The organism is Streptomyces sp. NPDC041713, from assembly GCF_055591085.1.
This window is the reverse complement of sequence record NZ_JBVIZY010000006.1, coordinates 507,843-532,826: the sequence shown is the minus strand read 5'-3', so window position 1 is coordinate 532,826 and position 24,984 is coordinate 507,843. Positions and strand designations below refer to the sequence as shown.

Annotated in this window: 28 protein-coding genes; 19 read left to right on the top strand and 9 right to left on the bottom strand. The window is 72.5% G+C overall.

Annotation, left to right across the window (positions count from 1 at the left end):
* Positions 1-25: 25 nt before the first annotated feature.
* The gene (locus ACZ6CV_RS21765; protein WP_469252374.1) at positions 26-454 is read left to right on the top strand and encodes a VOC family protein; all 429 of its coding nucleotides are present in this window, start codon (positions 26-28) and stop codon (positions 452-454) included.
* Here ACZ6CV_RS21765 and ACZ6CV_RS21760 read toward each other — a convergent pair.
* A complete protein-coding gene (locus tag ACZ6CV_RS21760; protein ID WP_469252373.1) occupies positions 437-1,183 on the bottom strand; it encodes an AraC family transcriptional regulator in 747 nt (248 codons plus the stop codon). The genes ACZ6CV_RS21765 and ACZ6CV_RS21760 overlap by 18 nt on opposite strands.
* A gap of 9 nt (positions 1,184-1,192) precedes the next feature.
* Entirely contained in the window at positions 1,193-2,131 is a 939-nt protein-coding gene (locus tag ACZ6CV_RS21755) for an AraC family transcriptional regulator (RefSeq protein ID WP_469252372.1), read from the bottom strand.
* Positions 2,132-2,211: 80 nt separating this feature from the next.
* Here ACZ6CV_RS21755 and ACZ6CV_RS21750 point away from each other — a divergent pair, with 80 nt between their 5' ends.
* Positions 2,212-3,042, top strand: a complete 831-nt coding sequence (locus ACZ6CV_RS21750) for an SDR family oxidoreductase (protein WP_469252371.1) — start codon at positions 2,212-2,214, stop codon at positions 3,040-3,042.
* A gap of 89 nt (positions 3,043-3,131) precedes the next feature.
* Here the strand turns inward: ACZ6CV_RS21750 and ACZ6CV_RS21745 are convergent, their stop codons facing one another.
* Positions 3,132-4,337: a YihY/virulence factor BrkB family protein gene (locus ACZ6CV_RS21745; protein ID WP_469252370.1), complete on the bottom strand. Its 1,206-nt coding sequence runs from the start codon at positions 4,335-4,337 to the stop codon at positions 3,132-3,134.
* Between the two features lie 17 nt (positions 4,338-4,354).
* Here ACZ6CV_RS21745 and ACZ6CV_RS21740 point away from each other — a divergent pair, with 17 nt between their 5' ends.
* A complete protein-coding gene (locus ACZ6CV_RS21740) occupies positions 4,355-5,989 on the top strand; it encodes an acyl-CoA dehydrogenase family protein (RefSeq protein ID WP_469252369.1) in 1,635 nt (544 codons plus the stop codon).
* Positions 5,990-6,188: 199 nt separating this feature from the next.
* Here ACZ6CV_RS21740 and ACZ6CV_RS21735 read toward each other — a convergent pair whose 3' ends face one another.
* Together ACZ6CV_RS21735 and ACZ6CV_RS21730 are read right to left on the bottom strand one after the other, a co-directional pair.
* Positions 6,189-6,911 carry a cysteine hydrolase family protein gene (locus ACZ6CV_RS21735; RefSeq protein WP_469252368.1) on the bottom strand — a complete coding sequence of 241 codons (723 nt, stop codon included), beginning with the start codon at positions 6,909-6,911 and terminating at the stop codon, positions 6,189-6,191.
* A complete protein-coding gene (locus tag ACZ6CV_RS21730) occupies positions 6,908-7,495 on the bottom strand; it encodes a cysteine hydrolase family protein (protein ID WP_469252367.1) in 588 nt (195 codons plus the stop codon). The genes ACZ6CV_RS21735 and ACZ6CV_RS21730 overlap by 4 nt, the downstream gene beginning before the upstream one ends.
* Before the next feature lie 188 nt (positions 7,496-7,683).
* Here ACZ6CV_RS21730 and ACZ6CV_RS21725 point away from each other — a divergent pair, with 188 nt between their 5' ends.
* Complete coding sequence (locus ACZ6CV_RS21725; RefSeq protein ID WP_469252366.1) at positions 7,684-8,685, top strand: GlxA family transcriptional regulator; 1,002 nt, start codon at positions 7,684-7,686, stop codon at positions 8,683-8,685.
* Positions 8,686-8,755: 70 nt separating this feature from the next.
* Here ACZ6CV_RS21725 and ACZ6CV_RS21720 read toward each other — a convergent pair whose 3' ends face one another.
* Entirely contained in the window at positions 8,756-9,472 is a 717-nt protein-coding gene (locus ACZ6CV_RS21720) for an MIP family channel protein (protein ID WP_469252365.1), read from the bottom strand.
* 262 nt (positions 9,473-9,734) lie between these two features.
* On the opposite strand from ACZ6CV_RS21720, the gene ACZ6CV_RS21715 reads away from it, so the two are divergent.
* From ACZ6CV_RS21715 to ACZ6CV_RS21645, 15 genes are all read left to right on the top strand, one after another.
* Entirely contained in the window at positions 9,735-11,033 is a 1,299-nt protein-coding gene (locus ACZ6CV_RS21715) for a GAF domain-containing protein (RefSeq protein WP_469252364.1), read from the top strand.
* 49 nt (positions 11,034-11,082) lie between these two features.
* Positions 11,083-11,670, top strand: a complete 588-nt coding sequence (locus ACZ6CV_RS21710; RefSeq protein WP_469252363.1) for a GNAT family N-acetyltransferase — start codon at positions 11,083-11,085, stop codon at positions 11,668-11,670.
* A 178-nt stretch (positions 11,671-11,848) separates the two neighbouring features.
* Entirely contained in the window at positions 11,849-11,932 is an 84-nt protein-coding gene (locus ACZ6CV_RS21705; RefSeq protein ID WP_355806261.1) for a putative leader peptide, read from the top strand.
* A 137-nt stretch (positions 11,933-12,069) separates the two neighbouring features.
* Positions 12,070-13,767 (top strand): nitrite/sulfite reductase, encoded by a 1,698-nt coding sequence (locus tag ACZ6CV_RS21700; RefSeq protein ID WP_362366501.1) that lies wholly within the window; start codon positions 12,070-12,072, stop codon positions 13,765-13,767.
* Positions 13,764-13,943: a hypothetical protein gene (locus ACZ6CV_RS21695; protein ID WP_469252362.1), complete on the top strand. Its 180-nt coding sequence runs from the start codon at positions 13,764-13,766 to the stop codon at positions 13,941-13,943. Before ACZ6CV_RS21700 ends, ACZ6CV_RS21695 begins: the two co-directional genes overlap by 4 nt.
* On the top strand, positions 13,940-14,656 hold the full coding sequence (locus tag ACZ6CV_RS21690) for a phosphoadenylyl-sulfate reductase (protein WP_469252361.1): 717 nt from the start codon (positions 13,940-13,942) through the stop codon (positions 14,654-14,656). The genes ACZ6CV_RS21695 and ACZ6CV_RS21690 overlap by 4 nt, the downstream gene beginning before the upstream one ends.
* Positions 14,653-15,237: an adenylyl-sulfate kinase gene (cysC, locus tag ACZ6CV_RS21685; RefSeq protein WP_362366510.1), complete on the top strand. Its 585-nt coding sequence runs from the start codon at positions 14,653-14,655 to the stop codon at positions 15,235-15,237. Before ACZ6CV_RS21690 ends, cysC begins: the two co-directional genes overlap by 4 nt.
* A complete protein-coding gene (gene cysD / locus ACZ6CV_RS21680; protein ID WP_469252360.1) occupies positions 15,234-16,169 on the top strand; it encodes a sulfate adenylyltransferase subunit CysD in 936 nt (311 codons plus the stop codon). Before cysC ends, cysD begins: the two co-directional genes overlap by 4 nt.
* 2 nt (positions 16,170-16,171) lie before the next feature.
* Complete coding sequence (locus ACZ6CV_RS21675) at positions 16,172-17,542, top strand: sulfate adenylyltransferase subunit 1 (RefSeq protein WP_469252359.1); 1,371 nt, start codon at positions 16,172-16,174, stop codon at positions 17,540-17,542.
* 246 nt (positions 17,543-17,788) lie between these two features.
* Entirely contained in the window at positions 17,789-18,892 is a 1,104-nt protein-coding gene (locus tag ACZ6CV_RS21670) for an ABC transporter substrate-binding protein (RefSeq protein WP_469252358.1), read from the top strand.
* A 36-nt stretch (positions 18,893-18,928) separates the two neighbouring features.
* Positions 18,929-19,720: an ABC transporter ATP-binding protein gene (locus ACZ6CV_RS21665; protein ID WP_362366522.1), complete on the top strand. Its 792-nt coding sequence runs from the start codon at positions 18,929-18,931 to the stop codon at positions 19,718-19,720.
* Positions 19,707-20,618: an ABC transporter permease gene (locus tag ACZ6CV_RS21660; protein WP_362366525.1), complete on the top strand. Its 912-nt coding sequence runs from the start codon at positions 19,707-19,709 to the stop codon at positions 20,616-20,618. Before ACZ6CV_RS21665 ends, ACZ6CV_RS21660 begins: the two co-directional genes overlap by 14 nt.
* Before the next feature lie 6 nt (positions 20,619-20,624).
* Positions 20,625-21,413 (top strand): sirohydrochlorin chelatase, encoded by a 789-nt coding sequence (locus ACZ6CV_RS21655; protein ID WP_469252357.1) that lies wholly within the window; start codon positions 20,625-20,627, stop codon positions 21,411-21,413.
* A gap of 11 nt (positions 21,414-21,424) precedes the next feature.
* Positions 21,425-22,282, top strand: a complete 858-nt coding sequence (locus ACZ6CV_RS21650) for an SCO6745 family protein (RefSeq protein ID WP_469252356.1) — start codon at positions 21,425-21,427, stop codon at positions 22,280-22,282.
* 145 nt (positions 22,283-22,427) lie between these two features.
* Positions 22,428-22,955: a GNAT family N-acetyltransferase gene (locus ACZ6CV_RS21645; RefSeq protein WP_362366533.1), complete on the top strand. Its 528-nt coding sequence runs from the start codon at positions 22,428-22,430 to the stop codon at positions 22,953-22,955.
* 37 nt (positions 22,956-22,992) lie between these two features.
* Here ACZ6CV_RS21645 and ACZ6CV_RS21640 read toward each other — a convergent pair whose 3' ends face one another.
* From ACZ6CV_RS21640 to ACZ6CV_RS21630, 3 genes are read right to left on the bottom strand one after another with little or no spacing between them, the layout of a single operon-like run.
* The gene (locus ACZ6CV_RS21640) at positions 22,993-24,009 is read right to left on the bottom strand and encodes a ketopantoate reductase family protein (RefSeq protein ID WP_469252355.1); all 1,017 of its coding nucleotides are present in this window, start codon (positions 24,007-24,009) and stop codon (positions 22,993-22,995) included.
* 42 nt (positions 24,010-24,051) lie between these two features.
* Positions 24,052-24,435: a nuclear transport factor 2 family protein gene (locus ACZ6CV_RS21635; RefSeq protein ID WP_469252354.1), complete on the bottom strand. Its 384-nt coding sequence runs from the start codon at positions 24,433-24,435 to the stop codon at positions 24,052-24,054.
* The gene (locus ACZ6CV_RS21630; RefSeq protein ID WP_469252353.1) at positions 24,428-24,979 is read right to left on the bottom strand and encodes a DUF1697 domain-containing protein; all 552 of its coding nucleotides are present in this window, start codon (positions 24,977-24,979) and stop codon (positions 24,428-24,430) included. Before ACZ6CV_RS21630 ends, ACZ6CV_RS21635 begins: the two co-directional genes overlap by 8 nt.
* Positions 24,980-24,984 lie beyond the last annotated feature (5 nt).

Genomic DNA, 24,984 nt, shown 5'->3' with positions numbered 1-24,984 from the left:
CGGGCCGCTGCCTACGCTGCCGGACATGAACAGCACACCGACATCACCCACGCCCCGCTTCGACCTGATCGGTCTCGTCGTCTCCGACCTGGCCGCCTCGCTCGCCTTCTACCGCAGGCTCGGCCTGGAGTTCCCCGAGGGCTCCGAGAGCGCGCCGCACGTGGAGGCCGAGCTTCCCGGCGGGCTGCGCATCGCCTTCGACACCGAGGAGACCGTCCGGTCCTTCCACCCGGGCTGGCGGGCACCCTCCGGCGAGGGCCGGATCGGGCTCGCCTTCCACTGCGACTCGGCCGCCGGCGTCGACGCCGTGTACGAGGACCTGACGGCCGCCGGGTACGCGAGTGAGCTCAAGCCGTTCGACGCGCCCTGGGGCCAGCGGTACGCCGTCGTGCTCGACCCGGACGGCAACGGCGTCGACCTCTTCGCTCCGCTGGGGTCAGCCCCCGCCCAGTAGCGCGCCCAGCGGAAGGCCGGTGAACTCCTTGACGTCCCGGGCGAGATGGGCCTGGTCGGCGTAGCCCGCGACGGCCGCGGTCTGCGCGTACGGCAGCCCGTCGCGGGCCAGCGCGAGCGCCCGCTGCAGCCGCAGGACGCGGGCCAGCGTCTTGGCCCCGTACCCGAAGGCCTGGAGCGAACGGCGGTGCAGCATACGGGCGTTGACCCCGACGTCCGCCGCGGTCCGGGCGACCGGGCGGCCCGCGCGCAGCGCGCCGACGACCTCGGCGATGAGCGGGTCGGGCGGGTCGGTGTCGGCGGCCCGCTCCAGCGCGAGCTCCTCCAGGGCGGCCATCGGATCGCGGGCGCCGTCCACCCGGCCGGTGAGTCGGCGGGCCAGGGACGCGGTCCACAGGTCGGCCAACTCCACGCGGCGGTCGCGCAGTTCGTGCGCGGGCACGCCGAGCAGGGCGGGCGCGGTGCCGGGGTAGAAGCGGATGCCGACGTAGGCGGTGCCGGGTCCGGTGGTGTCCGGCAGGTACGCGCGGGTGTCCGGGCCCGCGACGAAGAGCCGGCCCCGGGTCCACAGCAGGTCCATGCACCCGTCGGGCAGCACCGGCCGGGCGCCGTCGGCGGCGCCGGTGGCCCCGCGGGTCCACACGACCGCGCCGGGCAGCCGGGCGGGCCGCTCCCGGTAGCCGCCGCTCCCGCCGGTCCCGGGCGCCTGCGGACTCTCGTGGGCCGCCATGGGAAAAGGCTACGCCGCGCGCGTGCGGTGGTCCTGCGGGCTGACCCCGTACACCCGCTTGAAGGCGCCGGACAGCGCGAACGCGCTGCCGTACCCGACCCGGCGGGCTATCGAGCCGATGGTCAGCTCGCTGTCGCGCAGCAGGTCCGCGGCGAGCGCGAGCCGCCAGTTGGTCAGGTACGTCATCGGGGGCTCCCCCACCAGCTCCGCGAACCGCCGGGCCAGCGCGGCCCGCGAGACGCCCGCCCGGGCGGCCAGCTCCGCGATGGTCCACGGGTGGGCCGGATCGTCCTGGAGCAGCCGCAGCGCGCGGCCGACGACCGGGTCGCCCATCGCCCGGTACCAGGCGGGCGCGGCGGCCTCCGGGCGGGAGAACCAGGCGCGCAGCGCGGCGATCAGGAGGAGGTCGAGGAGCCGGTCGAGGACGACGGCCTGACCGGGCTCGTCCCGGTCCATCTCCGCCGCGACCATCGGCGTGAGCGGGCACTCCCACACGTCGCCGGGCAGGACGAGCAGCGGGGGCAGCGCGTCGAGGAGCCGTCCGGTGATCTCGCCCCGCATCTGGTAGGTGCCGATCAGCATCTCCACCGAGCCGGCGGGCGACTCGCCCCAGGAGCGCAGGCCGAGGTCGCGGTAGCGGGCGACCGGCGCCCCGTCCAGCGGCACGCACCGCTCGCCCGGCCTGATCTCGGCGAACGGCGCCGTGGCGGGCTCGTCGGCGCAGGTGTAGTGGTCGGGGCCGCGGGCGATGGCGAGGTCGCCGGGGCGGATCCGCTGGGCGGGTGCCCCGTTCTCGGGGACGATCCAGGCGGTGCCGCGGACCATGACCATGACCGACAGAGGTGCCTCGTCGGCGATCCGGACGGACCAGGGCGGGTCGAACAGGGCGCGGATCATGAACGCGCCGCGCGCGCGGGGGCCCTCCAGGAGACCTGCCAGTACGTCCATGGCGGCAGCGTAGACGCACACGTATGGCGCTGAGTCTCTCGGCGATGGTCCGGTGATCTGCGGGCCGCTTCACTGAAGCCATGACGACGAACATGACGGTGCTGGTGACGGGCGCGACCGGGCGGGTCGGGCGCAGGGTGGTGGAGTCCGCCGAGGCGGCGGGGCTTGCGGTGCGGGCGGCCTCGCGGTCGGGCGCGGTGCGGTTCGACTGGGCGGACCGGTCGACCTGGGCGGGGGCCCTGCGGGGCGCGGACGCGGCGCACCTCGCGTATCTGCCGGACGTCGGTGCGCCGGGCGCGGCCGAGACGGTCGGCGCGTTCGCCCGGCTCGCGGTCGAGCTCGGCGTGCGGCGGCTCACGCTGCTCTCGGCGCGCGGCGAACCCCAGGCGCACGCGACGGAGCAGGCGGTACGGGAGGCGGGGGCGCGGTGGACGGTCGTGCGGGCCGCGTGGTTCGCGCAGAACCTCAGCGAGGGGCCGCTCCTGGACGGGATGCGCGGCGGGGAGCTGGTGTTCCCGGCCGGTGAGGTCCTCGAACCGTTCATCGACGCGCGGGACATCGCGGACGTGGTGGTGGCGGCGCTGACCGGCGGCGACCGGTTCGCGGGCCGGACCCTCGACCTCACCGGTCCCCGGCTGCTGACGTTCCGGCAGGCGGTGGCGGAGGTCGCGGTGGCCGCGGGGCGGGAGATCGCGTACGTGCCGGTGTCGGCCCGCGACTACGGGGCGGCCCTCGCGGAATTCGGGATACCGGCACAGGAGGTGGAGTTCCTGGTCGACCTCTTCGAGACGAACCTCGACGGCCGCAACGGCGAGCTCTCCGAGGGGGTACGGGAGGTACTGGGCCGGGACCCCAGAGACTTCGCCGACTTCGTCAGGGAGCAGGCCGAGGCGGGCACCTGGAAGAGGTAGGGGCGGGCCCCCGGGGCGAGGTCTCGGGGCTCTGCCCCGGACCCCGCTCCTCAATCGCCGGAGGGGCTGTTTCCCCCGGGCCCCGCTGTTCACTCGCCGGAGGGGCTGTTTCCGCTGTTTCCGCTGCTCCCGCCGCGCCCCGTCCCGTTCCGCTTCGCGTGCTTGGCCTGCTTCGTGGGCTTCGCGGGGGTCCGCAGCCGGGACGACACGTCGTCCGGCGGCAGGAAGCGCGACCAGCGCTCGGGGAACTCGGAGGGCATCTCGGGGTCGTCGGGATCGTCGAGGTCCGCGAGCGCCTCCCGGGCGGCGGCCGCGCGGGCCACCACCTCCGCGGCCTGCGCCTCCCTTATCCGGTCGTTGGCGGCACGGGCCGCCGCCGTGGCGACGGACGGCCAGACCCGGTCGATCGCGGCGTTGACGGCCGCGCCCACCAGGACCGCGAACGCCGACACACCGATCCACAGCAGCACGGCGACCGGGGCCGCCAGCGAGCCGTAGATGGTGGGCCCCTCCACGGTGCTGGTGAGGTAGATGCGGAGCAGGAAGCTGCCGAGCACCCACATGGCGAGCGCGATCAGCGCGCCCGGCATGTCCTCCACCCACGGCGAACGCACCGGCACGGACACGTGGTACAGCGTGGTCAGGAAGACCACGGAGAGGATCACGACGACCGGCCAGTAGAGGATCTGGACGACCGTCGTGGAGCCCGGCAGCAGGTTCACCACCGCGTCCGGGCCCGCCACCATCAGCGGCAGCGCGACCGAGCCGATCAGCAGCGCCACGATGAACAGGCCGAAGGCGAGCATCCGGGTCTTGACGATGCCGCGCACGCCGTCCAGGCCGTACATCACGGTGATGGTGTCGATGAAGACGTTCACCGCGCGCGAGCCGGACCACAGGGCGAAGACGAAGCCGATGGAGATGACGTCGGGCCGGCCGACCCGCAGCACGTCGTCCAGTATCGGCTCCGCGATCTGCCTGACGCCCTTGTCGGAGAGGACCGTGCGGGACGCCTCCAGGATGTTGTTCTGGAGGCTGGCGATGGTGTCCGCGCCCGTCCACCGGTCCACGTAGGCGAGCAGCCCGATCAGGCTGAGCAGCAGCGGCGGCACGGAGAGCAGCGTGAAGAACGCCGCCTCGGCCGCGAGCCCCAGGATGCGGTACTCGACGCACGAGTTGACGGTGTCCTTGAGCAGCAGCCAGGCGGTCCTGCGCTTGGAGACGTTCCGGTAGAGAGCGCGGGCCCGTTTCCAACGGCCCGACGGCCGCCCGGGTGTTTCTTTTGCCTGGTGCACCTCCTTACCGTAGCGGCATGGCAGCCAGCACCCACACAGTGACCAACCAGGCTCCGCCCCTGGTGGGATATGACGTATTCGCGTCCGACCGCGCCCTCGTGGAGGGCGTCGAGCGGCACCTGGATCCGGCGCTCCTCGATTCCGCATCCGAGGAGCTCTCCCTGCTCGGCCGCTCGGCGGGGTCCGCGCAGGCCCAGAGGTGGGGCGAGCAGGCCAACGCGCACCCTCCCGTCCTGCTCACCCATGACCGCTACGGGAACCGGATCGACGAGGTCGACTTCCACCCGGCGTGGCACCGGCTGCTCGGTAAGGCCGTGTCCGGCGGGCTGACCGCGGCCTGGTCGCGGCCCGGCGGACATCTGCGGCGGGCCGCGGGCTTCCTGGTGTGGACGCAGGCCGAAGGGGGGCACGGCTGCCCGGTCTCGATGACGCACGCCGCGGTGCCCGCCCTGCGCGCCGACCCGGAACTCGCCGCCGAGTGGGAGCCGCGGCTCACCTCGACGGTCTACGACGAGGGGCTGCGCCCGGCGTCGCAGAAGGCCGGCGTCCTCTTCGGGATGGGGATGACGGAGAAGCAGGGCGGCAGCGACGTGCGGGCCAACACGACGCGCGCGCAGGCCCTCGCCGAGGACGGGACGTACACGCTCACCGGCCACAAGTGGTTCTGCTCGGCGCCCATGTCGGACGGGTTCCTGGTGCTCGCCCAGGCCGAGCAGGGGCTGACCTGCTTCCTGGTGCCGCGGGTCCTGGAGGACGGCACGCGCAACGTCTTCGCCATCCAGCGCCTCAAGGACAAGCTGGGCAACAAGTCCAACGCGTCGAGCGAGGTCGAGTTCGACGGGACGTGGGCGCGCCGGGTGGGCGACGAGGGGCGCGGGGTGCGCACCATCATCGAGATGGTGGCGGCGACCCGGCTCGACTGTGTGATCGGGTCCGCGGCGCTGATGCGGCAGGCCGTGGTGCAGGCGGTGCACCACGCCACGTACCGGGAGGCGTTCGGCGGCAAGCTGATCGACAAGCCGCTGATGCGCAACGTACTGGCCGATCTGGCCCTGGAGTCCGAGGCGGCGACGACACTGGCGCTGCGGCTCGCGGCGGCGTACGACGACGGGAGCGAGCAGGAGCGGGCGTTCCTGCGGCTCGCGGTGCCGGCCGCGAAGTACTGGGTGACCAAGCGCTGTACGCCGATGGTCGGCGAGGCCCTGGAGTGCCTGGGCGGCAACGGCTACGTGGAGGAGTCCGGCATGCCGCGGCTGCTGCGCGAGGCGCCGCTCAACTCCATCTGGGAGGGCTCGGGCAACGTCCAGGCCCTCGACGTGCTGCGGGCGCTGCAGCGCGAACCACAGGCGCTCAACGCGTTCCTGCAGGAGGTCGGCCGGGCTCGCGGCGCCGACCACCGCCTGGACGGCGCGATCAAGAACCTGCTGACCGAACTGGCCGATCTGGACGGCATCGAGGGCCGGGCGCGGCGGCTGGTGGAGCGGATGGCGCTGGTGCTCCAGGGGTCGCTGCTCGTGCGGTACGCGCCACCGGAGGTGGCCGACGCGTTCTGCGCCTCGCGGCTCGGCGGGGACTGGGGCGCGGCGTTCGGCACACTGCCGCACAGTCTGGACCTGGCCGCCGTGGTGGCGCGAACCGCGGTGTCGGTCTAGCCCGGCGCCCGTCCGCCGGGACGGGGGTGGTGCTGCGCCGACACGGCACCACCCCCGCCTCTCGGGCCCCCTGAGGAGCGAGAACACCGCACGGGCGGTGCGCTGTCCACCCTCGGACAGCGCCCGGCCCTTGGCCAGAGTTGCAAGAGGTTGCAACGGGCCACCGGGTCGGCCTGACCGGCCCGGGAGCCGGTCGCGGCTACTTGAGGTCGCGCTGCTTGGGGACCACGACGCCGAAGCGGTCCTGGATCGTGGCGAGGGCGGACTCGTGCACCTGTCGGGCGGGGATGCCGCGGGGGTTGCCGTTGACCGGGAGCGGGCGGGTGGCCGAGGCGTCGCCGATCACGGTCGGGTGGTAGCCGTGGTAGACGGCGCCCTCGGTGGTGAAGAGGGTGCACATGTGGGTCATGAAGCCGGAGATGATGACGTTCTTGCGGCCGGTCTTCTTGAGCTGGGCGGCGAGGTCGGTGTCGTGGAAGCCGTTGGGGACGGCCTTTTCGACGACGGTTTCTCCCTTGGCCGGCTTGAGTGCCGGGATGATCTGGCCGGCCTTCGACGTGAGGTCGTAGCCCTTTTCCACGATGTGGATGACGGGCGTGTGCACCTTGCGGGCCCGCTCCAGGAGGGTCCTGGTGTTCCTGACCGCCTCGCGCCAGCCGGTGAGCTCCATCGTGCCGCCGGTGTAGACGTTCTGGTAGTCGACGAGGACCAGCGTCGCGTCGGACAGCTTCGCGGGCGTCTCGTCCAGCTTCATCAACTGCCGCAGCGTCGTGGTGTCCTTGGCGTGGTTCGTCTCGTGGCGCCGGTCGCGGCCGTCGGTGCGGGTGGCGGCCTCGGAGCTGCCGCCGCAGGCGGTCATGGTGGTGGCGAGCACGGCGGCGGCGCCCAGGGCGGCGGCCGAACGGAGCAGCGTGGTCCTCATCGGACGATCTCCTTGTGGGTGGGAACCACGACCCCGTACAGGTCGGCGATGGTGGCGAGCGCGCCGTCCTGCACCTGGCGGGCGTCGATGTCGGTGCCCGCGACCGGGAGCGAGCGGGTCGCGGTGGCGTCGGCGACGACGGTGGGACGGTTGCCGTTGAGGAAGGCGCCCTGGGCGGTGAACGCCACGCACATGTGGGTCATCCAGCCCGCGATGACGACGTCCTGGCCCTCGGTGAGGTGGCCGGCCAGGTCGGTGCCCACGAAGGCGTTCGGGACCTGCTTGACGACGACCGGCTCGCCCTCCAGGGGGGCGACCTTGGGGTGGATGGCGCCGATCTCGGCACGGATGTCGTACGGGGTGCCCTCGCCGCCGTCGTTGATGACATGCACGACGCGGGTGCCGGCCTCGCGGGCCCGCTCCAGCAGCTGCGCGGCGGCGTCCAGGGACTCCTCCCAGCCGTCGAGTTCCATGACGCCCTGGGTGTAGGTGTTCTGGAAGTCGATCAGGATCAGCGTCGAGTCGGCCAGCTTCGCGGGCTCCTGGTCGAAGCCGTTGAGTTCGCGCAGCGTCGTTCGGGACATGGGTGTACCGCCTTCGGTGATCCGTGGGAGAGGTGCAGTTCGCGGTGGTCCGCCGCGCTGTGTCTCTCACGCTAGGACCGGGCGGGAGCGTCGGCAATGACATGTAACCTGCAGATCCGGACATGGCCCGGGGCATGCTCCAGACAGGCCCAGACATACCCGCAGCCCGGCTGACCAGGGAGCGTTCCGTGCCGGACACCGCCGCCCGACGGCTCATCGTCATCGTGCTCTTCGAGGGCGTCGACCTGCTCGACGTCACCGGGCCGCCCGAGGTGTTCTCCCTCGCCCTGCGCGAGACGGACGAGGCGGCGGGCTACCAGGTCGTGCTCGCCGCCGCGTGCATGGACCCGGTCACCACGGGGGCGGGCGTGCGCATCCTGCCCGACCTCACCTTCGAGGAGGCCGCGCGCCGCAGCATCGACACCCTGCTGGTGCCCGGCGCCGTGGAGGTGGACGAGGAGCGCCGCGTGCACCCGCTCGTCGACCCGGGCCTCGTCGCGTGGGTGAAGGTGCTCGCCGCGCGTTCGCACCGGATCACCTCCGTGTGCGTGGGCGCCCATCTGCTCGCCGCGGCGGGGTTGCTGGACGGCAAGCGGGCGACCACGCACTGGTCGACCGCGCAGCGACTGGCGGCCGACCACCCGGCGGTGGAGGTCGACGCCGACCCGATCTTCATCCGTGCGGACAACGTATGGACCGGGGCCGGCATCAGCGCCTGCCTCGACCTCTCGCTGGCACTGATCGCCGACGATCTCGGCGAGGCGGTCGCGCTGCGGGTGGCCCGCCAGCTGGTGATGTACCTCAAACGCCCCAGTGGGCAGAGCCAGTTCAGCGTGCCGCTGACCCAGCTCTCCACGACACGGCGCATCGAGGACCTGCGCCACCACATCCTGCGCCGCATCGCCGAGCCGCTGACCGTCACCGAACTCGCCGAGTACGCGCATGTCAGCGACCGGCATCTGACGCGCCTGTTCAAGACCGAACTGGGCGTCACCCCGCACGCGTACATCGAGTCGGTGCGCGTGGAGAAGGCACGCCACGACCTGGAATCCTCGGACGCCACGCTCGAACGGATCGCGTCCGCCTGCGGTTTCGGCACGGTGGACACGCTGGTACGGGCGTTCCGGCGCCGCCTGAACACGACGCCCGGCGAGTACCGGCGCAGGTTCCGGGTGCCGCAGCTGCCCTGAACCCCCGTCCGCCGACCGGCGCCACCGTCCCCGAGCGGTAGCGCAGGTCAGCGCGGCGGGCGGCTCCGGGTCACGCGGCGGAGGCCTTGTCGGCGATGACCCGCTCCTCGCCCGCCGGGTGGGTCACGTGGTGCACGAGCGCCGCGATGACGCCGCCCACCAGGGGGGCCACGATGAACAGCCACAGTTGGGAGAGCGCGGCTCCCCCGGCGAACAGGGCGGGGCCCAGGCTCCGGGCGGGGTTGACCGAGGTGCCGGTCAGCGGGATGCCGACCAGGTGGATGACGGCCAGCGCGATGCCGATCGGCAGTCCGTCGAAGCCGGTCACCGCCACCCGGTGCGTCACGCCGAGGACGACGAAGACGAGGAGGAAGGTCAGGACCACTTCCGTGAGGAAGGCGCCGCCCAGATTGATGCCGACATCGGAGCGGTCGTCGTAGCCGTTGCTGCCGAACGTCCCGCTCGTCTTCAGGCCCGGCACCTGCTTGGCGAGCAGGAAGAGCAGGGCCGCGCCCGCGATGCCGCCGAGGAACTGCGCGATCCAGTACGTGACGGCGGTGCGGCCGTCGATGCGACGCGCGACGAGCATGCCGAGCGTCACCGCCGGATTGACGTGACAGCCGGAGATCGGGCCGAGGGTGTACGCGAGGGCCAGCAGCACGAACCCGAACGCCAGCGCGATGCCGAGCGTGCCGATGAACTCCGCGCCGAGCACCGCCGACCCCACGGCGAAGAAGACGAGGAGCAACGTTCCGAGGAATTCCGATACCACCGCTCTGATCTGCACAGCGACCACCTCGCAGACGTGCCGGACCCCCTGGTCATCGTCCGCCCGCCCGCGCGTTCCCACCTGTTCTGCCGGGGCCGAAGCCCGTAACGTACGCCCATTCGAGTGATGGACCGGCGCGCAGCCTCGTTGTCGGCGCGGGAGCGGACAGTGCGATGACAGTGCTCCCTCTCCGGGGCACGCCGTTCACACCCACGGCATGTTCCCGCCACGATGGACCCCTGCCCCCCGCACCGGTCTGGCCGGAAAGGACCCCGTGGCCATGAACGCCCCGCCGACGATCGACCTCGCGCGGATATCCGCCATGGACCAAGCACAGGCCGCGCGGCTCCTGAAGGGGGTGCGCGACGCCGCCCTCTCCGGGCGGCGGCCGCACCTCCTGCCGCGCCCCGTGATCGGCGACTCGTGGGGGCGGATGCTGCTCGGCGGGGTCGACCCGGACCACGACGTGCGGGCCAGGCCGCTCGGCGAGGAGGAGGTGGCGGAGCGGCGCAGGGCCTCGCCGCTCGCGGACGTCCTGCCCGACCTGCGCGACATCCTGGTCTCGGTGGCGGACGCGGCGCAGCACATCATGGTCGTCTGCGACGCCGACGGGCGGGTGCTGTGGCGCGAGGGCAGCGCCGCGGTGCTGCGCCGGGCGGACGCGCTCGGGTTCGAGCTGGGCGCGGACTGGTCGGAGGGCGTCGTCGGCACCAACGGCGTCGGCACCTCGCTGGTGGTGCGCCGTCCCGTGCAGGTCTTCTCCGCCGAGCACTTCGTGCAGACCCACCACGCGTGGACGTGCACGGGCGCGCCGGTGACCGATCCGCGCGACGGGAGGCTGCTGGGGGTGGTCGACGTGAGCGGTCCGCTGCAGACCGTCCATCCCGCCATGGTGGCCCTGGTCGACTCGGTGGCCAAGCTCGCCGAGGCGCGGCTGCGGGACCGGCACGTGACGGCCCTGGACCGGCTGCGCGCGGTGGCGGCCCCGGTCCTCGCCCGGCTCGACGGGCGGGCGTGCGCGGTCGACGCGCACGGCTGGACGGCCGCGGTGACGGGCATGCCGCCGGTCGACCGTCTCGCGCTGCCCAAGTCCCTGGCGGCGGGCCGCACCTGGCTGCCCTCGCTGGGGCCCTGCCTGGTGGAGCCGTTGCCCGGCGGCTGGCTGCTGCGTCCGGACGATCCCGGTGGCACGCCGCAGCCGGTCACCGCGACCCGGCTCGTCCTGGACGTGAGCCGCCCGCGCCGGTGGACGCTCTCGGTGCTCGGCGGCGCCCGGGACTGGACCCACGACCTGAGCCCGCGCCACGCCGAGCTGCTCTATCTGCTCTGCACCTCCCGCGCCGGGCGCACCGCGTCGGACCTCGCCGAGGACATGTTCGGCGACCCTGCGCGCACGGTGACGGTCCGCGCGGAACTCTCCCGCGTACGACGCTATCTGGGCGGACTGCTCGCCCACCGCCCCTACCGCTTCCCCGAGGACGTCGACGTCGACGTGATCATGCCGGAGCGATCGGCGGACCTGCTGCCCCACTCGACGGCGCCGACGGTGCGCGCGGCGCGGCAGGGGGCGGAGCCCTGAGCGGGGCCCGGACTCGGCGCGGCCACCGGCCCGTGGTTCGCTGAGCCCCATGAGCATCACTGTCACCACTTGGTCCCTCGAACAGACGTCCCCCCGGGACCTGCTGCCGGCCGCCGCGCCCGACGGCGACCTCACGATCGCCCGCGCGGAGGTGCCCTCGCCCGAGTTCAGCCGGTTCCTGTACGCGTCCGTCGGCGGGGACATCCGCTGGACCGACCGGCTCTCCCTCACCTACGCCGAGTGGCAGAAGCTGCTGGACCGGCCGGGCGTGGAGACCTGGGTCGCGTACGACAGGGGCACGCCCGCCGGATATGTGGAGCTGGCCGCGCGCGGCGAGCAGGGGGACGCGGCGGAGGGCGTCGTGGAGATCGTCTACTTCGGGCTGCTCCCGGCCTTCCGGGGGCGGCGCATCGGCGGCCATCTGCTGTCGGTGGGCGTGGCGCGCGCCTGGGACCTGGCCGAGCGGTGGCCGGGGCTCGCGCCGACCGAGCGGGTCTGGCTGCACACCTGCTCCAAGGACGGCGAGCACGCGATGGACAACTACCTGCGGCGCGGCTTCACGCTCTTCGACACCAAGGTGGACCAGGAGGCGGACGTGCCCGCGCCGGGCCCGTGGCCGGGAGCCGCGCGCGACTGACACCGCACGCCTCGCGCGCGCACCCCTCGCGCGCACCCCTCGCGCGCACCCCTCGCGCGCGCCTCGCGGTGCCCCGCGCCGTGTGACCGACGACACCCTTGTCCATGATGCGGGACAAGGGTGTCCGCATGCTGGATAATGCTGGACTGGGTCGAAAGTCCCATGACACGCTTCCGGCATGGATCGCACTGGAACAGCCTTGGTGAGTCGACGTCACGTCGATCTCGGCCGCATGTCCAGCGCCATGTGTCCGGCTCGCTGATCGACTCAGCACCGCCGCATCCCTGATCTCTGATCTTTCCTGCTCCCCTCCCTGCGCAGCGCCGCGCGCACATTTCCGCATGTGCCCATCCCCGCAGGTCAGAGCCGCATTCCCGCTGCCCCGAAGGAAGTACGACTATGGCCGCCACGCCAGAAAAGCCTGCCCCAGCAACGCCCCGCCGCAAGGTGAGCCGTCACCGCGGCGAGGGCCAGTGGGCCGTTGGTCACTTCACGCCGCTCAACGGGAACGAGCAGTTCAAGAAGGACGACGACGGTCTCAATGTGCGGACACGCATTGAGACGATCTATTCGAAGCGTGGATTCGACTCCATCGACCCCAACGACCTGCGCGGACGGATGCGCTGGTGGGGCCTGTACACCCAGCGCAAGCCCGGCATCGACGGCGGCAAGACCGCGGTCCTGGAGCCGGAGGAGCTGGACGACGAGTACTTCATGCTCCGGGTGCGCGTCGACGGAGGCCGGCTGACCACCGAGCAGCTGCGCGTCATCGGCGAGGTCTCGCAGGAGTTCGCGCGCGGCACCGCCGACCTCACCGACCGGCAGAACATCCAGTACCACTGGATCCGCATCGAGGACGTCCCCGAGATCTGGCGGCGCCTGGAGGGCGTCGGGCTCTCGACGACCGAGGCCTGCGGTGACACCCCCCGCGTCATCCTCGGCTCGCCCGTCGCCGGTGTCGCCGAGAACGAGATCATCGACGGCTCCCCCGCCATCGACGAGATACAGCGCCGCTTCATCGGCAACCCCGACTTCTCCAACCTGCCGCGCAAGTTCAAGACCGCGATCTCCGGATCGCCGCAGCTGGACGTCGCGCACGAGATCAACGACGTCGCCTTCGTCGGCGTGAACCACCCCGAGCACGGCCCCGGCTTCGACCTGTGGGTGGGCGGCGGCCTGTCCACCAACCCCAAGCTGGGCGTGCGCCTGGGCGCCTGGGTGCCGCTCGACGAGGTGCCGGACGTGTTCGGCGGCGTGATCGGCATCTTCCGCGACTACGGCTACCGCAGGCTGCGCAACCGCGCCCGCCTGAAGTTCCTCGTCGCCGACTGGGGCCCGGAGAAGTTCCGGCAGGTCCTTCAGGACGAGTACCTGCGGCGCAAGCTCGTCGACGGACCCGCGCCCGAGCAGCCCCCGGGCACCTGGCGCGACCACCTCGGCGTCCACCGGCAGAAGGACGGCCGCTTCTACGTGGGATTCGCCCCCCGCGTCGGACGCGTGGACGGCGCCACCCTCACCAAGATCGCCGAGGTCGCCGAGGCGCACGGCTCGGGGCGGCTGCGCACCACCGCCGAGCAGAAGATGATCGTGCTCGACGTCGAGCAGGACCAGGTCGACTCGCTCGTCTCCGCCCTGGAGGCGCTCGACCTGCGGGTCAACGCCTCGCCGTTCCGGCGCGGCACCATGGCCTGCACCGGCATCGAGTTCTGCAAGCTCGCCATCGTCGAGACCAAGGCGCGCGGCGCCTCGCTCATCGACGAACTGGAGCGCCGCATCCCGGAGTTCGACGAGCCGATCACCATCAACATCAACGGCTGCCCGAACGCCTGCGCCCGCATCCAGGTCGCCGACATCGGCCTCAAGGGCCAGCTCGTCCTGGACGACGACGGCAACCAGGTGGAGGGCTACCAGGTGCACCTGGGCGGCGCCCTCGGCCTCGACGCCGGCTTCGGCCGCAAGGTCCGCGGCCTCAAGGTCACCGCCACCGAACTCCCCGACTACATCGAGCGCGTCCTGCGGCACTTCCAGGACGAGCGCGAGGACGGCGAGCGGTTCGCGACCTGGACGGCCCGCGCGTCCGAGGAGGCCCTCAAGTGACCGAGCGTGCCGCCCCGTTCCACTGCCCCTACTGCGGCGACGAGGACCTGCGCCCGAACGAGGCCGGTCACGGCGCCTGGGAATGCGCGGCCTGCAACCGCGCCTTTCAGCTGAAGTTCCTCGGGCTGCTCGCCCGGGGCGTTCGGCACACCAGCGGTGGAGGGGACCAGATATGACGACTGCTCAGGACCAGCAGCGGTTCACCGACGAGGCGTTGAAGGACCTCGCCGAGCAGGCGGGCCGCGAGCTGGAGGACGCCTCCGCCCTGGAGATCCTCCAGTGGGCCGCCGACACCTTCGGCCGGCGGTTCTGCGTGACCTCCTCGATGGAGGACGCGGTGGTCGCCCACCTCGCCGCGCGGGCCATGCCCGGCGTCGACGTCGTCTTCCTCGACACCGGCTACCACTTCCCCGAGACCATCGGCACCCGCGACGCCGTCGAGGCCGTGATGGACGTCAACGTCATCACCCTGACCCCGCGGCAGACCGTGGCCGAGCAGGACGCCGAGCACGGCCCGAAGCTGCACGACCGCAACCCCGACCTGTGCTGCGCCCTGCGCAAGGTGCAGCCCCTGGAGGACGGCCTCAAGGGGTACGTCGCCTGGGCCACCGGACTGCGCCGCGACGAGTCGCCGACCCGGGCGAACACCCCGGTCGTCGGCTGGGACGAGAAGCGCCGCAAGATCAAGATCTCGCCGATCGCGCGCTGGACGCAGGACGACGTCGACGCCTACGTCACCGAGCACGGCGTGCTCACCAACCCGCTCCTGATGGACGGCTACGGCTCGGTGGGCTGCGCCCCCTGCACCCGCCGCCTGCTGGCGGGCGAGGACGCGCGGGCCGGCCGCTGGGCCGGGAACGCCAAGACCGAGTGCGGGATCCACGGATGACCGCGCCGCACGAGACACCGCAGCAAGAACCCCGGGAGAACCACGTGACCACCGGAGCCACCGTCTGGCTCACCGGCCTGCCGAGCGCGGGCAAGACCACCATCGCGTACGAGCTCGCGGGCCGGCTGCGCGCCGAGGGCCGCCGGGTCGAGGTGCTCGACGGCGACGAGATCCGCGAGTTCCTCTCGGCGGGCCTGGGCTTCAGCCGCGAGGACCGGCACACCAATGTGCAGCGCATCGGTTTCGTCGCCGAACTCCTCGCCCGCAACGGGGTGTTGGCCCTGGTGCCGGTCATCGCGCCGTTCGCCGACAGCCGTGAGGCGGTCCGCAAGCGCCACCAGGCGGCCGGGACCGGATACCTGGAGGTGCACGTCGCGACGCCGGTCGAGGTGTGCTCCGTACGCGATGTGAAGGGTCTGTACGCCAAGCAGGCGGCGGGCGAGATATCCGGTCTGACCGGTGTCGACGACCCGTACGAGGCGCCCGCGTCGCCCGATCTGCGCATCGAGTCGCAGGACCAGACCGTGCAGGAGTCAGCGGCAGCCCTCCACGCGCTGCTCACCGAGAGGGGTCTCGCATGACGACCGTCGCAGGCGTCTCCGAGGAGACGGACAGCCCGTACGCGCTCAGCCACCTGGACGCCCTGGAGTCCGAGGCGGTGCACATCTTCCGTGAGGTGGCGGGGGAGTTCGAGCGGCCGGTGATCCTCTTCTCCGGCGGCAAGGACTCCATCCTCATGCTGCACCTGGCGCTGAAGGCCTTCGCCCCCGCGGCGATCCCCTTCTCGCTGCTCCACGTGGACACCGGGCACAACTTCCCCGAGGTCATCGAGTACCGCGACCGCGTCGTCGCCGAGCACGGGCTGCGGCTGCACGTCGCCTCCGTGCAGGAGTACATCGACGCCGGCAAGCTGCGCGAACGCCCCGACGGCACCCGCAACCCGCTGCAGACCGTACCGCTCACCGAGAAGATCCAGAGCGAGCGGTTCGACGCCGTCTTCGGCGGCGGACGCCGCGACGAGGAGAAGGCGCGCGCCAAGGAGCGGGTCTTCTCGCTGCGCGACGAGTTCTCCCAGTGGGACCCGCGCCGCCAGCGCCCCGAGCTGTGGCAGCTCTACAACGGCCGGCACGCCCCCGGCGAGCACGTGCGCGTCTTCCCGCTCTCCAACTGGACCGAGCTGGACGTCTGGCAGTACATCGCCCGCGAGGACATCGACCTGCCGCAGATCTACTTCGCCCACGAGCGCGACGTCTTCCGGCGCTCGGGGATGTGGCTCACCGCCGGCGACTGGGGCGGGCCCAAGGAGGGCGAGAGCGTCGAACGGCGCCTGGTGCGCTACCGGACCGTGGGCGACATGTCCTGCACCGGCGCCGTCGACTCCGACGCCACGACGCTGGACGCCGTCATCACCGAGATCGCCGCCTCCCGGCTGACCGAGCGCGGCGCCACCCGCGCCGACGACAAGATGTCCGAGGCCGCGATGGAAGACCGCAAGCGCGAGGGGTACTTCTAACCATGAGCAACAGCACCACCGAGCCGGTCCAGCCGCTCTCCACCGAGCAGCTCTCGGCCACCACCCTGCTGCGGTTCGCCACCGCCGGTTCCGTCGACGACGGCAAGTCCACCCTGGTGGGCCGCCTCCTGCACGACTCCAAGTCGGTCCTCACCGACCAGCTGGAGGCGGTGGAGCGGGTCTCGCAGGACCGCGGCCAGGACGCCCCCGACCTCGCGCTGCTCACCGACGGCCTGCGCGCCGAGCGGGAGCAGGGCATCACCATCGACGTCGCGTACCGCTACTTCGCCACCCCCCGGCGCCGGTTCATCCTCGCCGACACCCCCGGCCATGTGCAGTACACCCGCAACATGGTCACCGGCGCCTCCACCGCGGACCTCGCCGTGGTCCTCGTCGACGCCCGCAACGGCGTCATCGAACAGACCCGCCGGCACGCCGCGGTCGCCGCCCTGCTGCGCGTCCCGCACGTCGTCCTCGCCGTCAACAAGATGGACCTCGTCGACTACCGGGAGAGCGTCTTCGCCGCCATCGCCGAGGAGTTCACCGCCTACGCGGGCGAGCTGGGCGTCCCCGAGATCACCGCCATCCCGATCTCGGCGCTGGCCGGCGACAACGTGGTCGAGGCCTCCTCCAACATGGACTGGTACGGCGGCCCCACCGTCCTGGAACACCTGGAGACCGTCCCGGTCAGCCACGACCTCGCCTCCTGCCACGCGCGGCTGCCCGTGCAGTACGTGATCCGCCCGCAGACGCCCGAGCACCCCGACTACCGGGGTTACGCGGGCCAGATCGCGGCCGGCACCTTCCGCGTCGGCCAGTCCGTGACGGTGCTGCCCTCCGGCCGCACCTCGAAGATCGCCGGGATCGACCTGCTCGGCAAGCCGGTGGACGTGGCCTGGACGCCGCAGTCCGTCACCCTGCTCCTGGCGGACGACATCGACATCTCGCGCGGCGACCTGATCGTGCCGAGCGGCGACACCCCGCCGACCACGCAGGACGTCGAGGCCACGGTCTGCCACGTCGCGGACTCCGCCCTCACCGTCGGCCAGCGGGTGCTGCTCAAGCACACCACCCGTACGGTCAAGGCGATCGTCAAGGAGATCCCCTCGCGGCTCACCCTCGACGACCTCTCCCAGCACCCGGAGCCCGGTCAGCTCGTCGCCAACGACATCGGCCGCGTGAAGGTCCGCACCGCCGAGCCGCTCGCGCTCGACGCGTACGCCGACTCGCGCCGCACCGGTTCCTTCCTGCTGATCGACCCGGTGGACGGCACGACGCTCGCGGCCGGCATGGCGGGCGACGCGTTCGCCGCCTCCGCCGACGACGCCGCGCAGGCGGGCGCCGCCGCGGACGACGAGGGCTGGGACTTCTGACATGGGTTACGTCGACATTTACGCGACGTTCGCGAAGGAGGGCGGCCGCATCGGCAGCGGCGCCCTCGGCAGCGGACAGGGCGGGGTCGCGCGATGTGTGAGGTGACGCCTCCGGCGTGGGCCGCGCACGCACACCGCACGCGCGCCCACGCCCTGCCCGTACGACACCCGCGAAGACGAAGACCTGCCGACCTCCCGGCCACGACCTGACGGCGTGCGACCGGGCCAACGAGGGGACCACCTCCCGTGCCTGCTTCACGTACCCGACTCGCCGCCCTGGCGGCCCTGCCCCTGCTGGCCCTCGCGCTGAGCGCCTGCGGCTACGGCTCCGCGTCCGACGACACGGACGACGGCTCCAAGGTCGCCGCCGGTGCCGAGAAGATCGACGGCCTGGACAGCGTGAAGATCGGGTACTTCCCGAACCTCACCCACGCCACCGCCCTGGTGGGCAACCAGGAAGGCCTGTTCCAGAAGGAACTCGGCGGCACTGAGGCGAAGTACTCCCAGTTCAACGCGGGCCCCTCGGAGATCGAGGCGCTCAACGCCGGCTCGATCGACATCGGCTGGATCGGCCCGTCCCCCGCCATCAACGGGTACACCAAGTCGCAGGGCAAGAACCTGCGGATCATCGGCGGTTCGGCCTCCGGCGGCGTGAAGCTGGTGGTGAACCCCGACAGGATCAAGTCCCTGGACGACGTCAAGGGCAAGAAGATCGCGACGCCGCAGCTCGGCAACACCCAGGACGTGGCCTTCCTCAACTGGATCGCCGAGAAGGGCTGGGACGTCGACGCGCAGAGCGGCAAGGGGGACGTGTCGGTGCTCCGCACCGACAACAAGATCACCCCGGACGCCTACAAGTCCGGTTCCCTGGACGGCGCCTGGGTGCCGGAGCCGACCGCGTCCAAGCTGGTCGCGCAGGGCGGCAAGGTGCTGCTCGACGAGGCCGACCTGTGGCCGGACAAGAAGTTCGTGATCACCAACATCATCGTGCGGCAGGAGTTCCTGAAGGAGCACCCGAAGGTCGTCGAGGCCGTGCTGCGCGGCTCGGTGAAGACCAACGCGTGGATCGCGAAGAACCCGGCGAGGGCCAAGGCCGCCGCCAACGCCCGGCTGAAGGCCGACGCCGGCAAGCCGCTGCCCGCCGAGGTGCTCGACCCGGCGTGGAAGTCCATCACGACCACCGACGACCCGCTGGCCGCCACCCTCGACGCGGAGGCGGACCACGCGGTCAAGGCCGGCCTCCTGGACAAGCCCGACCTCAAGGGCATCTACGACCTGCGCCCGTTGAACAAGGTCCTCAAGGCCGCGGGGAAGTCCCCGGTCGACGACGCCGGCCTCGGCGTCAAGTAACCCCGGATCCAGCCGAGTTCCCAGGAGGTGACGACCATGGCAACCACCCTCGCCAAGGCCGCGGAGGACATCCGCACCACGGCCGCGCACGCCGCACGCATCGAGCACGTCTCGAAGTCCTTCAACGGCCCCGCCGGGCCCCAGCTGGTCCTGGACGACATCACGCTCGACGTCGCGCCCGGCGAGTTCGTCACCCTCCTGGGCGCCTCGGGATGCGGCAAGTCGACGCTGCTCAATCTGGTCGCCGGGCTCGACAAGCCGTCCGCGGGCGCCATCGCGACGGACGGCAGGCCCGCCCTGATGTTCCAGGAGCACGCGCTCTTCCCGTGGCTGACCGCGGGCAAGAACATCGAACTGGCCCTCAAGCTGCGCGGCGTGCCGAAGCCGGAGCGCCGCCCGAAGGCCGAGGAACTGCTCGAACTCGTCCGGCTGCAGGGCGCGTACGGCAAGCGCGTGCACGAGCTGTCCGGCGGCATGCGCCAGCGCGTCGCGCTGGCCCGCGCGCTCGCCCAGGACAGCCGGCTGCTCCTGATGGACGAGCCGTTCGCGGCGCTCGACGCGATCACCCGTGACGTGCTGCACGACGAGCTGACCCGGATCTGGCGCGAGACGGACGTCTCCGTCCTCTTCGTCACGCACAACGTCCGCGAGGCCGTGCGCCTCGCCCAGCGCGTCGTGCTCCTCTCGTCGCGCCCCGGCCGGGTGGCGCACGAGTGGCGGGTCGACATCGACCACCCGCGCCGCATCGAGGACACCGCCGTGGCGGAACTGTCCGTCGAGATCACCGAACAACTGCGTGGGGAGATCCGCCGCCATGGCCAGCACTGACACGTCGGCACAACCGGCCAAGGAGGCCGGGGACGGCCAGGACCTCGCCGGTCTGGAGGCGGGCCTCGACGCGCTGGAGACGCACGCGGGCCCCACCCGGCCGCCCGTCCGCGAGGTCCTGGTCCAGAAGGTGCTGCCGCCGGTCACCGCCGTCCTGCTGGTCCTGCTGGTCTGGCAGGCGCTGGTCTCCTTCGGCGTCGTGGACGACCCGACCAAGCTGCCGCCGCCGTCCGCGGTCTGGGACGAGGTCCGCGAGGCCTGGCTGCAGGGCACGCTCCTCGACTACATCTGGACCTCCGTCTCGCGCGGGCTGCTCGGCTTCCTGCTCGCCCTGGTGATCGGCACGCCGCTCGGCCTGATCGTCGCGCGGGTGCGCTTCATCAGGGCCGCGATCGGCCCGATCCTCTCCGGTCTGCAGTCGCTGCCGTCCGTGGCCTGGGTGCCGCCGGCGGTGATCTGGCTGGGCCTGGACAACCGGATGATGTACGCGGTGATCCTGCTCGGCGCCGTGCCGTCCATCGCCAACGGGCTGGTCGCGGGCGTCGACCAGGTGCCGCCGCTGTTCCTGCGCGCGGGCCGCACGCTCGGCGCGACCGGGATGCGGCACACCTGGCACATCGTGCTGCCCGCGGCGCTGCCCGGCTATCTCGCGGGCCTCAAACAGGGCTGGGCGTTCTCCTGGCGCTCGCTGATGGCCGCGGAGATCATCGCGTCCTCGCCCGACCTCGGCGTGGGCCTCGGCAAGCTCCTGGAGAACGGCCGCAACGCCAGCTCCATGCCGATGGTCTTCCTCGCCATCTTCCTCATCCTGATCGTCGGCATCGCCATCGATCTGCTCATCTTCAGCCCGCTCGAGCGGCGCGTCCTGCGCAGCCGCGGCCTCCTGGTGAGGAGCTGAACCACCGTGCACACCCCGCACCGCCCCGCCGCGAGCCGTCCCGTCCTCCTCGTCGTCGCCCACGGCAGCCGCGATCCGCGGCACGCCGCGACCGTGCGCGCCCTGGTGCGCCGGGTGCGCGCGCTGCGTCCGGGGCTGCGGGTGGAGACCGCTTTCCTGGACTTCAACGCCCCCACCGTTTCGGGGGTGTTGGAGCGCCTCGACGCCGAGGGGGTACGGGACGTGGTGGCGCTGCCGCTGCTGCTGACCCGCGCCTTCCACGCCAAGTCGGACATCCCGGCGGTGCTGCGCGCGGCGCCGGCCCGGCTCCGCGTCACCCAGGCCGCGGTCCTCGGCCCGTCGCCGCTGCTCCTGTCCGCCCTGGAGCGGCGGCTGTACGAGGCGGGGCTCGACCCCGCCGACAAGTCCTCGACCGGGGTCGTGCTGGCCTCGGCGGGGTCGTCCGACCCGGAGGCGATCGCAGTGATCGCTGACATCGCGCGGGAGTGGCGGCACACCGGTTGGTGCGCCGTGCGGCCTGCGTTCGCCTCCGCCTCACTGCCCCGCACGGAGGACGCCGTGCGGGCACTGCGGGCCACCGCCGGGGTGCGGCGGGTGGCCGTCGCGCCCTACGTCCTCGCCCCGGGCTTCCTGCCGGACCGCATCGCGCGGGGCGCGGCCGGCGCGGACCTGCTCGCGGACGTGCTCGGCCCGGCCCCTGAGGTGGCCCGGCTCCTCGTACGGCGCTATGACGAGGCGTATGCGCCTGGCACCTGCCCCGTTGCTCCCCTGGCGCGGATTCCCGCACTGGCCTAGCTTGTGGGTTCATGACCCCGAGCCGAACCCGCACACTGTGGCTGCGGACCGAACCCCTGCACGCGGTGGTCTACTTCGAGGAGCGCTGCCGCGGCCTCGGCCGGGCGGTGGGCCTCAAAGGCTTCTGGATGGGGTACTTCGCCGCCCGCACCGCTCCGATGGGCCGGGTGGGCCCGGGAGTTGCGTCCGCGGCACTCGGTGTCTTCGCCCCGGCCATGGTGGCCAGGGCCCTGCCCTCGGCCTGGGAGTACGCCTCGCCCGACCGGGTCGTGGAGGAACGTGCCCGGCTGACGGCCGCCGCCCTGCGCCAACTGGTGCCCTCCGTCGACGCGTTGGCGGCCGCCGTGAACGAGCCGCTGACGGCCATGGTCGCGGACGCGCCCGCGCTCGCCCGCCCGCTGTTCGCCGCCAACCGCGATCTGGCGCGCCGCGCGGACCCGGTGGAGCGGCTGTGGCACCTCGCCACCTGTATCCGGGAGTTCCGGGGCGACGCGCATGTGGCGGTGCTCGCCGATCACGGCCTGGACGCCTGCGAGAGCCTCGTCCTGGCCGCCGCGACCGACCGGGTGGATCCGGCCGCGATCCGGCAGGACCGGGGCTGGAGCGAGGAGGAGTGGGCGGTGTCCGCGGACCGAATGCGCGCCGCCGGGCTGCTCGACGCGTCCGGCCGAGTCACCGAAAGCGGTGTCACCGAGCGGGAGTTGATCGAGGACGACACGGACCGCCTCGCGGAACGGCTGCTGCGCCCGCTGTCCAAGGGCGAGGTGGACGAGCTCCTCGCCGCCCTGGAACCGGCCTCCCGCCGCATCGTCGACTCCCGCCTGCTGCCGTTCCCCAATCCCATCGGGCTGCCGCGTCCGGTGGGGTGAGACGGACCGACCGGGACCAGCACGGCGAACGGCGACGGCACGGTGAACGGCGCTCGGCGCGGTGAACGGCGCTCGGCGCGGCGATGGGCACCCTCACCGTGAAAACGCTTGCCGCGGGAGGTGCCGCCCCTTTACCGTCACGCGGATGACTCCCGAACTGCGGTCCGAACGCCTTGTCCTCTCGCCCTACGTCGCCGCCGACGAGGCGGACTTCGTCGCGCTCTTCCAGGACGAACCGGTGGGCCGCTGGTTCGGCGACGGCATGCAGAGCGCGGCGGAGGACCGCGCCCTGTTCGGCCGGATATTCACCCTGATCTACGCGGAGGAACGCTTCCCCGTCTGGGCCGTCCGGCACGAGGGGCGCTATGTCGGGCACGCCGAGGTCAAGCCCTCCCCCGAGTCCTGGCTCGACGGCCACGAGATCGTCTACGGCCTGAACCGGGCCAGCTGGGGCCTCGGGCTCGGCACCGAGCTCGCGCGGCTGCTCACCTCGTACGGGCACGAGACCCTGGGCCTGAGCGAGGTGCACGCGACCGTGGACTCGGAGAACGCGCCCTCCCTCTCCGTACTCAAGCGCCTCGGGTACACGCAGGGCCGCCAGATCACCGAGGAGAACGGCCGGATCACCCTGCAGCTCACCTCACGGCTGCCCACGCCGCCCACCGGGGGCTGAGCCTCCGGCACGGGGCGTCAGGCGCCGACGCGGGTGTTCAGGGACGCTCGTGAGGGCTCGCGTCGACCTCGCGTGCCAGTTCCGCCACCGTCATGGAACCGGCGGGCCTGCGCTCGCGCGCGAGGGTGTTCGCCACCCGCCGCAGGGCGTCGTTCACCGGGGTCGGGACCCCGTGCACCCGTCCGAGCAGGGAGATCTCGCCGTTGAGGTAGTCGGCCTCGATGCTGCCCGTGCCGCGGTCCAGGCTCTGCCAGGAGGAGCCTCCGCCGCGCGGGGAGCCGTCGAGGGGCAGGAGGCGGATGCGGTCGCCGCGGGCCTTCCGCTGCTCCGCCTCGTCCGCCCAGGCGATCCCGGCCGCGGTGAAGGCGGCCTCGCCCTCGGCGCGGGCCCGCGCGTACAGGTCCTTGGCCCGTTCGTCGGTGAGCGGCCCGGTGGCCGCCTCGACGGCGTTGGCCAGGTTGGACAGGAGCTTCGCGTACTTCCAGCGCAGCACGTCGGGGACGACGGGGGCGAGGATCCGGGACTTCTCCAGGTCGGCGGCGATCCGGGCCGCGGTCTCGTCGGTGCCCGCCGGGTAGCGGCCCAGGTGCAGGATGCCGGTCCAGGGGGCGCAGGGCGCGGAGACCGCGCCCGGTTCCGTGTGGGAGGCGGGCAGCCAGACGCAGACGCCGTACACGTGCCGGAAGCGGCGCAGTGCGATGCGTTCGCTCTCGACGCCGTTCTGCGCGCAGACCAGCGGGAGGGTCTCGGCCGCCGTGCCGCCGCCGGCCACCGGGCGGCCGCCCCAGGCGTCCAGGGCCGCCACCACGTCCTGCGTCTTGACGGCCAGGAACAGCACGTCGTCGGCGCGCAACTCCCCCAGTTCCTCGGGGTGTTCGACGACGGGGACGCGGTGGACGCCGATGCCCTCGGGGGTGTGCAGGCGCAGTCCGCCGCTGCGCAGTGCCGCCGCGTGAGCGCCTCGCGCGACGAGCACCACGTCGTGTCCGGCCTCGGCGAGCCGTCCGCCCACGCTGCCGCCGACCGCCCCTGCTCCGATGATGATGTAGCGCACGGGTCCGAGCCTCGCACATCGGGGCCCCGCTGACCAGGAACGTCAGTCGTCGTGGAAGAGCGTGCCCTGATGGAACCAGAGCCGCCAGCCGTCCTCGGTACGCCGCCACAGCGAACTGCGGTGCGCGCGGCGGCCGTTGTCGTCCGTGTCGAAGGTCAGCTGGACCAGGTCGTCGGCGAGCTGGACGCCCCGCATCCGGGAGGTCGTGGTGGGGCGGCCGACGGGGTCCGCCGTGAGGACCTCGACGATCGAGGCGCGGTCCCATCGCCTGCCGGAGGCGCCGATCTCGGTGAACTCCGGGTGCAGGAGCGCCCCGAAGAGCTCGGGCGAGGCCCGCACCTCGGGGTCGAGGAGGCGCAGTTCGCCCTCGACGGCCGCATCGACGGCGGGGGTGCGGGTGGGGTCCGTGGGCGCGCGGTCAGTCACGGGTCATCTCCACGAGCCGGGTGACGGTGTTCCAGTTGCGGCTGGTGGCGACGATGCCCTTGTTCAGGCCGGGCCTGGCCAGCTGCTCGGCGAGTTTGGAGCGTCCGAGTCCGTCGGGTGCGTACAGGTAGAGGACGCGGTCGCCTAGCCTGAACTCCTCGGGCAGATACGCCTCTTGGTCGAGGGAGGCGAAGCGGTCGGGGTCGACGGGGGCGGAGAAGTAGGTGGCGTGCAGCTGCTTCGCCGCCAGGTCGGCGGCGGGGAACGGGCAGGCGTCCACCACCGCCCGCAGATAGGCGCCGTCGCGCACCAGCACGTCGACGGCGAAGCCGAAGCTCTCCTCGATCGCCGCCCGCACCTCGGCGGCCAGCGACTCCTCGTCGCCGTGGGCCGCGGTGAAGACGGCGTTGCCGCTCTGCAGATACGTCCGCACGCCGCCGTGGCCGAGGCCTTCCAGGAGGGTCCGCAGCTGGGCCATCGGCACCTTCTTGTGGCCGCCCACATTGATGCCGCGCAGCAGCGCCGCGTATGTCTTGATCGCCATGCGGA